Origin of the sequence: Clostridium sp. 1001275B_160808_H3 (genome assembly GCF_015550425.1) — a bacterium.
Taxonomy (GTDB): Bacteria; Bacillota; Clostridia; order Clostridiales; family Clostridiaceae; genus Clostridium.
The window spans coordinates 24,722-32,959 of sequence record NZ_JADNAT010000032.1 but is presented as its reverse complement, the minus strand read 5'-3'; the positions used below and the strand labels follow the sequence as shown (position 1 = coordinate 32,959).

8 protein-coding genes are annotated in these 8,238 nt (G+C 28.4%); 3 read left to right on the top strand and 5 right to left on the bottom strand.

Annotated features, from left to right (window positions below; translation table 11 throughout):
- Positions 1 to 660: 660 nt before the first annotated feature.
- The gene (gene nagE, locus I2A75_RS16715) at positions 661 to 2,100 is read right to left on the bottom strand and encodes an N-acetylglucosamine-specific PTS transporter subunit IIBC (RefSeq protein ID WP_195266740.1); all 1,440 of its coding nucleotides are present in this window, start codon (positions 2,098 to 2,100) and stop codon (positions 661 to 663) included.
- 550 nt (positions 2,101 to 2,650) lie between these two features.
- Here nagE and I2A75_RS16710 point away from each other — a divergent pair.
- Positions 2,651 to 3,169, top strand: coding sequence for a PTS glucose transporter subunit IIA (locus I2A75_RS16710; RefSeq protein WP_195266739.1), 519 nt, complete (start codon positions 2,651 to 2,653; stop codon positions 3,167 to 3,169).
- A gap of 48 nt (positions 3,170 to 3,217) precedes the next feature.
- On the opposite strand, the gene I2A75_RS16705 is transcribed toward I2A75_RS16710, so the two are convergent.
- Both I2A75_RS16705 and I2A75_RS16700 read right to left on the bottom strand, forming a co-directional pair.
- A complete protein-coding gene (locus I2A75_RS16705; protein WP_195266738.1) occupies positions 3,218 to 4,078 on the bottom strand; it encodes a PRD domain-containing protein in 861 nt (286 codons plus the stop codon).
- 35 nt (positions 4,079 to 4,113) lie between these two features.
- Positions 4,114 to 5,049 carry a GNAT family protein gene (locus I2A75_RS16700; protein WP_195266737.1) on the bottom strand — a complete coding sequence of 312 codons (936 nt, stop codon included), beginning with the start codon at positions 5,047 to 5,049 and terminating at the stop codon, positions 4,114 to 4,116.
- A gap of 178 nt (positions 5,050 to 5,227) precedes the next feature.
- Here I2A75_RS16700 and I2A75_RS16695 point away from each other — a divergent pair, with 178 nt between their 5' ends.
- Together I2A75_RS16695 and msrA are read left to right on the top strand one after the other, a co-directional pair.
- Complete coding sequence (locus tag I2A75_RS16695) at positions 5,228 to 5,893, top strand: DUF4230 domain-containing protein (protein ID WP_195266736.1); 666 nt, start codon at positions 5,228 to 5,230, stop codon at positions 5,891 to 5,893.
- A 75-nt stretch (positions 5,894 to 5,968) separates the two neighbouring features.
- Positions 5,969 to 6,439: a peptide-methionine (S)-S-oxide reductase MsrA gene (msrA, locus tag I2A75_RS16690; RefSeq protein WP_195266735.1), complete on the top strand. Its 471-nt coding sequence runs from the start codon at positions 5,969 to 5,971 to the stop codon at positions 6,437 to 6,439.
- A gap of 124 nt (positions 6,440 to 6,563) precedes the next feature.
- On the opposite strand, the gene I2A75_RS16685 is transcribed toward msrA, so the two are convergent.
- Positions 6,564 to 7,913 carry a carbohydrate ABC transporter substrate-binding protein gene (locus I2A75_RS16685; protein ID WP_195266734.1) on the bottom strand — a complete coding sequence of 450 codons (1,350 nt, stop codon included), beginning with the start codon at positions 7,911 to 7,913 and terminating at the stop codon, positions 6,564 to 6,566.
- 133 nt (positions 7,914 to 8,046) lie between these two features.
- On the bottom strand, positions 8,047 to 8,205 hold the full coding sequence (locus tag I2A75_RS16680) for a hypothetical protein (protein WP_195266733.1): 159 nt from the start codon (positions 8,203 to 8,205) through the stop codon (positions 8,047 to 8,049).
- Positions 8,206 to 8,238 lie beyond the last annotated feature (33 nt).

Genomic DNA, 8,238 nt, shown 5'->3' with positions numbered 1-8,238 from the left:
CTCAATAAAAAGTTTAATCTCTTCGCTCAAATTACTTTGAGTCTTAATTTTAAGACGTCTAAAAGAATTGCTGGTTTATTTTACTTAACTTATTTTCTGTTCAATTTTCAAAGACCATTTTCTTCATCGCCCTCAAGCGACTTTCTTATCTTATCACTTATTTACTTTATTGTCAACAACATTTTTTAACTTTCTTTCAAGTTGTTTTGTTGAAATCAATTCGTTCACAAGGGACGAGTTACATAATATCATGTTAGCCTCCCCCAGCACCAATGAAATTACCTTATATATTTAAATTATATTTATTTTTTATTTGTTTATCTCATATTTTCTTCGTATTTCAATTATTGACACACCAGGATAAGTTAATTATATATTTCATATGTTAATACTATATATATCATTATATATTCTGTTTTTTTATTCTATAATTACCTATATAACCTTTTCTAGCATTTTAATTTTATAGTTAATATATATGTATATGATTAAATTACTACTATAAATAATTAAAACTAGAAATATATTAGAGAGTTAGTTTACCTTTTAAATAGAATAGCTAAGCTTAGTTCCTATATCATTGAAGGAATGTATTTATTATTTAAAGAAAAATAGAAGGTACACTTTCATATACCTTCTACTTTCATTTATTTATTTTTATTATCTTTTTAATTCAGCTTTTATTGCATCGGCAACAAATTGTACATTTGTTCCAACTATTACTTGGATGTTTCCTTTTCCTGGTCTTATAACACCTCTAGCTCCTAAAGCTGTTAAGTTTTTATCCTTAATTATAGCATTATCTTTAACACCAAGTCTTAATCTAGTAACACAGTTGTCTACTGATACTATATTTTGTCTTCCACCTAAAGCTTCAATATATGCTTTAGCTAATTCATTCATATCTCCACTAACTGCTACATTTTCACTTAATTCATCATCATCATCTTCTCTACCTGGAGTCTTTAAGTTGAATTTAGTGATTACAAATCTAAATACTACGTAGTAGATAATTGCAAATACTAAACCAATTGGTATTAAAAGAAGTGGATTTTCAGCCATTGGTGCTTTAAAGCTTAAGATCCAGTCAACAAATCCAGCACTGAAGTTAAATCCAGCTCTTACTGGTAATAATGTACAAACTATAGCTGAAATACCTGTTAAACCAGCATGTACAACATATAAAGCTGGTGCTAAGAACATGAATGCGAATTCTAATGGTTCTGTAACTCCTGTAAAGAATGAAGATAATGCAGCTGCTAATAATAATCCATATACAGCTTTCTTCTTATTATCTTTAGCAGTATGATACATAGCTAAAGCTCCTGCTGGTAAACCAAACATCATTACTGGGAAGAATCCAGTCATGTACATTCCAGTTACACCTTGAGTACCTGTTCCTGCCCAGAAGTTTCCGATATCGTTAATTCCTGCAACGTCAAACCAGAATACTGAGTTAAGTGCATGGTGAAGTCCTGTTGGTATTAACAATCTATTGAAGAATGCATATATACCTGATCCAACTGCTCCTGTAGAAACAATAGCTTTACCAAATGATACTAGTGCATTATAAACTACTGGCCATACAAAGAATAATATAAGTGCCGCAACTAATGATGCTAAAGCTGTCATAATTGCAACTGATCTCTTACCACTGAAGAAACCTAAAGCATCAGGTAATTTAGTATTTTTAAATTTATTGTAACATGTTGCACCAATTAAACCTGCAACAATACCAACGAATTGAGTTTGAATTTTTGAGAATGCTGCTGGTACTTCTGCAACATCTATTCCCTTGAACATTCCAACAACTGCTGGGCTTAATAAAGTTGTAATCATAAGCCATGAAACTAAACCAGCAAGTCCTGCTGTACCATCATTATCATCTGACATTCCAACTGCTACACCAATTGCAAAAAGTATAGCCATATTATCAATTAGTGCACCACCAGCTTTTAATAAGAAAGCTGCAATAACACTGTTAGCACCCCAACCTGTTGGGTCAATCCAGTAACCAATACCCATTAATATACTTGCAACAGGTAATGCCGCTACTGGAAGCATTAAAGATTTTCCTAGTCTTTGAAGATACTTCATCATAATAATAAATCCTCCTTAAATTTTTTATATACAAATTTAAGCGGCTGTATAATATAATTCCTGGTAAGAAATAAAAAAAGCCGAAAAGGATATTATAGATATATAAATCCTCTTCGGCTCATGCTCAACTAATTGATAACACGCCTAAATTCGTACACATATTTTATTTACAATGTAATTGTACCATCTGTTGTTATTGTTTTCAATAGTTTTTTTCATCATTTTTTTGACGTTTTTCTATCATTTTCTTAAGATTTCATTAATTATATTAAATATGCTCATATTTGCTAACGATTTCAGTTATTTTTTTTAATTTAGTTTATTGACAACTATTAGCAACTATATATATAATCATACTAGACGTGTTACTGTTTAATCAGGCATGAGTCCATTAATATTTGGAGGACTTATGCCTTTTGTTTTAAAAATTTTGTATATAATATTTATGTATTTATTATGATATATTTAAGAATACTATAAATATTAATTTATATACTCATCAAAATATGCAGTAGAAAGGATGTGGGTTCCTGATTATTCAGGAAATACTATGTTTAATTTTATCAAGAATTTATTTAAATCAGATTCAAACAATGAAAAGGCTGTAGTTAATCCTAACGCACTTGTTGCTCCTGTTTCTGGTAAGATTATTCCTTTATCAGAAGTTCCAGACCCAGTTTTCGCTGAAAAACTAGCTGGAGACGGAATGGCTATAGTAGCTGATGGAGATACTATTGTTGCTCCTGCTGATGGAGAAGTTACTCTTATCTTTAAAACTAAGCATGCATTTGCTATGACTTTAGAAAATGGATTAGAGTTACTAGTTCACATAGGATTAGAAACAGTTTCTCTTGATGGAGAAGGTTTTGAACAATTAGTAGAACAAGGTACAAAAGTTAAAGCTGGTACACCATTAATTAAGATAGACAGAGAATTAATCTTAAGCAAAGGATTATCTCTTGCTACACCAGTTCTAATAACTAACGTTGATGCAACTAAGTCAATTACCCCAGTTGAAAATGGAGATGCTGTTGCAGGTAAAACTGTAGTTGTTAACTTCGAAGTATAATAACTTTTTATAAAATAAAAATCAGCCATACTTTATAATGGCTGATTTTTATTTTACAATTGAAACTCTAAATCTTTCTATATGCATTGCTAAATATGCAACTTCATCTTCTGATAAATATTTGATTTCTAAAATTCTACAGATTATCTTTTTTGTCTCTTCTGCAATTTGATATGAAACTCCATACTTTTCTTTTATAATATCAATCAAATCATTTTTTATAGGTGTATTAGTAATTATTCTTTCTATCGCAAATCTTATATGAGTTAAGAACCTTGCATAATCTAAAGACTTTCTATCTATTTCTATGTTTAATCTATCTTCAACATGCTCAACTACTGAATTACTTAAAAAACTATATTTTATAGTATTAGATAGCTTTCCATTATTCCTTGCTGAATGAATATGTAAAGCAACAAATCCTTTTTCGCCTTCAGGAATATCTAATTTTAACTCCTCACTTATTCTGTTTGCCAATCTATTAGCCATTTCAAACTCTTTATTATATAAGGTTTCAATTTCTACTAAGAAAGGATTTTGTATCTCTTCATTATCTCCTAGTCTTTTTATTGCATAAAATAAATGATCTACTAACCCTATATGAATATTCTCATTAAGATCCTCTCCTAATTCATCAGTTATTTCAGCAATTACTTCTTCAACTAATGCAATTAATTTTGTATCTACTCTATTTAAAATTTCTTTAAAATTTCTTTGATTTTCCTTATCCTCAATTATAAATACCTTTTCAACAGAAGTACCCTTTTTTATAATGTCTCCAGTTTTTTTGCCAAATCCTATTCCTTTTTGAAAAAGGATTTTTTCTTTGCCTTTTTCTCTTACAAGTAGTATGTTATTATTAAAAGATTTTACTACAGTTGTATTCCTATTTAATATAATCTCTTTCATAAACACCTTCCTCTTATCCTATATAATAATTAATATTATTTTTCTAATATCTTAAAAAATGTTATGTGATCCTTCCATGAGCCATTTATAAATAAATACTTTTCATTTAATCCAATTTCTTCAAATCCACACCCATTAAGTACAGACTTTGATTTTTCATTATCTGTTAATACAGATGCTTCTAACCTATGCAACTCTAGCTCATCTCTTGCATAATCTATAACTAATCTTAAGGCTTCTTTCATATACCCTCTACCTTGAAAGTCCTTATCCATAGAGTACCCTACTATTCCATTTTTAAAAACTCCATAAACTATATTAGATATCTTAATCTTACCAATTAACTTTTCATCTTTATATATTCCAAAGTCTACTCCAGTACCACTCATTAAATGTTTATAACTTTCTAATAAAATATCTCTTTGAGCCTCATAAGTATAGAAATTATTATCTCTGCTTGGCTCAAAATTACTTAAATGATCTTTATTTCTTATGTTATAGTCTAATAAGTCTTCTGCACAATCAGGAGTTAAATTTTTTACAGTTACATTCTCACCAACTAAGTTAATTAAGAAACTTCTTTGAGTATTGTTGTACTCATTTCTATTAATTCCAAAGCTTAATTCATCTAAAAATACTCCATTAGAAAAAAGATTCTCAGTAAATATTCCTTCTAATGTAAATCCTAAATCTAAAAATACCTTATAAGCAATGTTTTCATCTACTAAAACATTAGCCTTATATATATTTGTATCTTTAAATATCGCTCTTAATATGCTCTGTACGGTTTCTTTTAATAAATCGTATTTATTTTCTTTGTAAAACTTTAGTTTAACGGTACATTTCTTATTATCTTTATCTAGTTCTACTATAGTAAATCTGCCTATAAATATATTATTTTTATCTTTTATAATATAATCACTAAATGTCCCTTTTACTAAATCTATACTTATTCCTCTGTTTTCGCTCATAACAAAATCTCCTAAGTTGCATATATATCTACCAATAATTATATTATAACGATAAACGTACCTTATGCACAATATATTATATTCGACTAATTAATCAATATTCTAAGTTAATTTAATGTTCATTATTATAATGAAACTATCATATAATTAATTACTATTAATAATCTTAGGAGTTTATATGCTTGTTTTAAAGCTTTTTAAAAGAAATAAAAATAATAATTTCAAAAAAGTTCTTAAATTTTTTCTAATATTATCATTAACCTTACTAGCCTGGAAATTCTTTTTAGGATATAGAGCTGAAGCTAATAATTTAAAACATTCAACTATTGATAATATAAAAGTAATTTCAGAAGAAAGTTTAGTTAATGAAATTAAAAATGTAAATAAGATAATTCCTCTAGAAGTAGAGCTTTCAAAAACGGTAACAATAGATAAAAGCTGGGGAGATCTTGAAATATTAAAAAAATATAAAAGAATAAGATTTTTTGCTAACTGCTCATATTCTATCGATTTATCTCAAATTACTACTGACGATATAGACATTGATGATAAAAATAGAGAACTAAGCTTAACTTTAGCAAAACCTGAAATTTTTAGTATTAATATTAATAGAGAGAAAACAGAATATGAAGAATCATCTAATGGCTTACTCAGATTTGGAGAAATAAAATTAACTTCTGAAGAGTTCGATTTAATTCAAGAAGAAGTTCATAAAGGCTTTGAAGAAACCATGAAAAGTGATGAAATATATAATAAGGTTATATCTAATACTAAAGTTTCTTTAGAAAAACTATTAGATCAAATAACAGAAGATAAAATTAGCATCAATATATCTTTTAAATAAATATGGTTTATTTTCTTTATAGATGTATAATATATTTAAATAATTTATACAATTGATTTATAAAGGAGTGATAAAATGAAAAAAATAGTTTTAGCTGGTGGATGCTTCTGGGGAGTAGAAGAATTTCTATCTAGATTAAATGGTGTAATATCAACAGAAGTAGGATATGCAAATGGAAGAACTGAGAATCCAACCTATGAAGATGTATGCTATAAAAATACTTATTTTGCTGAAGCTTGTTTAGTTGAATATGATGAAAATAAAACATCATTAAAATATATATTAAATGAATATTGGTCAATAATTGATCCTACAGTATTGAATAGACAAGGCCCAGACGTTGGAAGTCAATATAGAACAGGTATATATTATTTAAATGAAGATGACTTAAATATAATTCTTACAAGTAAAGAAGAAGAACAAAATAAATACGATAAAAAAATTGTTACAGAAGTAAAACCATTAATTAATTACTATAAAGCTGAAGAATATCACCAAAAATACTTAAAGAAAAATCCAAATGGATATTGTCATATAAAATTATAATTAAAATTTATCAAAAAATAAAAAACTCAGACATAGTTGAGTTTTTTATTTTTTAAGTTTATATAAGCTTTGATTTAAGAAAAATATCTTTTTTAAAATCTTTCACCGTATTATTCTTTTATCATTATTTTATTATATTTGCTCTCATCTTATCTGTAGCCTCTTGTAATGCTGTTTGCCAGTCCTTCACTGTCTTATCTCCAGTCATTACTGAATCAACTGTACCAACATATATATCAGAATATGTTAATCCTTCTACTGGTTCAGTTGCAGCAAAAACTCCAAGTAAAGCTTTAGCTCCATTTTCATAAATCTTCAATAAATCAACTTGTAATGGCTCTAAATATTCTGAAGAAAGTTCTGTATAATTATTAACAGGAACAACGCCCTTAGCATTTTCTGCTATAACCTTAACTGCTTCATCACTATAAAGGTAAGCCATAAATTCTTCTGCTAATTCTTTATTTTCAGCATCTTTTGGAATATACATTTGTTCTATAAAACTTACAGAATATTGGTCTCCACCATCCTTAAATGCAGGATAAGCCATAAATCCCCATTCAAAACCATCTGCTCTTGGAGCGTCTGCCATTTCTCCTGGTAACCAAGTTCCATTTGGTATAAATAACGCTTTGTTATCTAGAACTAATTGTTGATTATTCTTAAAGCTTTGATTATTAGCATTTGCTACAACTGTTGGCTCTAAGTAATCCTTAAGCTTTCCTATTGCCTCTAATGCTTTAGTTGCTGGTTCAGAAGTCCAGAAGCCTTCTTTATAATTCATTGCATCTTTAAATGCTTCTTCACCACCTGCTGCTGCAATCATTGGTGGAATCATACAATCTAAGTAACCAGCAGTTGGATATGACCATAATGATATTCCATCAGCCTTTGCCTTATCACCTAAAGCAAACATTTGATCCCAAGTCTTTGGAAGCTCATATCCTTTTTCCTTGAATAACGTTTTATTATAGAATAACCCTGTTGGACTATAGAACAATGGTAATAAATAAGTTTTTCCATCTCCATATGGATTTGTAGCATAACTATCAGTAAAGCCTGGTAATAACTTGTCCTTTACAGTTACATCTTCTCCTGGAACTTTCATATTTAGCACATTTGATAAATCATTTATTCCTTGTTCTTTAATAAATGTTTCAGTTAGTGCATCAGGTCTTCCAGTTGCTAAATATATAAAGTCAGGAACATTTCCTGCTTGAATTTGAGGACGAATAACTTCTTCTATATTAGAAGCAACTGTTAACTCAACAGTTACACCTTCATGTGATTTTTCAAAGTTATCTTTAAGTTTTTCCCAATAAACTTTTCCATATCCCCCTTCGAAAGCAGCAATCTTTAATGTTTTTGTTTTATCAGCAGACGCTCCTGTGCTATCTCCATTTCCTCCACATCCAGTTAAGCTTGTCATTACCATAAGTGAGCTTAATAATAAGGCTAATGTCCTCTTTTTCATTACATTTCCTCCCTTTTCCCCTTAATATATGCCATTAATAATTTATGCTTTAATTTTATTACTTTGTAAACGTTATTTATATAATATTTTTGCTTATTATTTTATATATATTGCTTATATTATCAAGATTGTTTTATTGATACTTTTTATTATAGATGTATAGCTCTCCTATAACACCTGCCATACCTATAAACATAAACAATAATCCTAAATACCCATTAATAGAATTACCTTTAATAACTAAAAACATCGATAGAAAAAATATTACAGTTAAAATTATATTTTTTATCATCTTGCTTCCTCCTCTAAGGACTTGATAAAAGCT

Coding starts and splice junctions, on each gene's coding strand:
- I2A75_RS16710 (WP_195266739.1), top strand. CDS start 2,651: ATGTTTAATTTTATCAAGAATTTATTTAAATCAGATTCAAACAATGAA.
- I2A75_RS16705 (WP_195266738.1), bottom strand. CDS start 4,078: ATGAAAGAGATTATATTAAATAGGAATACAACTGTAGTAAAATCTTTT.
- I2A75_RS16685 (WP_195266734.1), bottom strand. CDS start 7,913: ATGAAAAAGAGGACATTAGCCTTATTATTAAGCTCACTTATGGTAATG.
- nagE (WP_195266740.1), bottom strand. CDS start 2,100: ATGATGAAGTATCTTCAAAGACTAGGAAAATCTTTAATGCTTCCAGTA.
- I2A75_RS16680 (WP_195266733.1), bottom strand. CDS start 8,205: ATGATAAAAAATATAATTTTAACTGTAATATTTTTTCTATCGATGTTT.
- I2A75_RS16695 (WP_195266736.1), top strand. CDS start 5,228: ATGCTTGTTTTAAAGCTTTTTAAAAGAAATAAAAATAATAATTTCAAA.
- I2A75_RS16700 (WP_195266737.1), bottom strand. CDS start 5,049: ATGAGCGAAAACAGAGGAATAAGTATAGATTTAGTAAAAGGGACATTT.
- msrA (WP_195266735.1), top strand. CDS start 5,969: ATGAAAAAAATAGTTTTAGCTGGTGGATGCTTCTGGGGAGTAGAAGAA.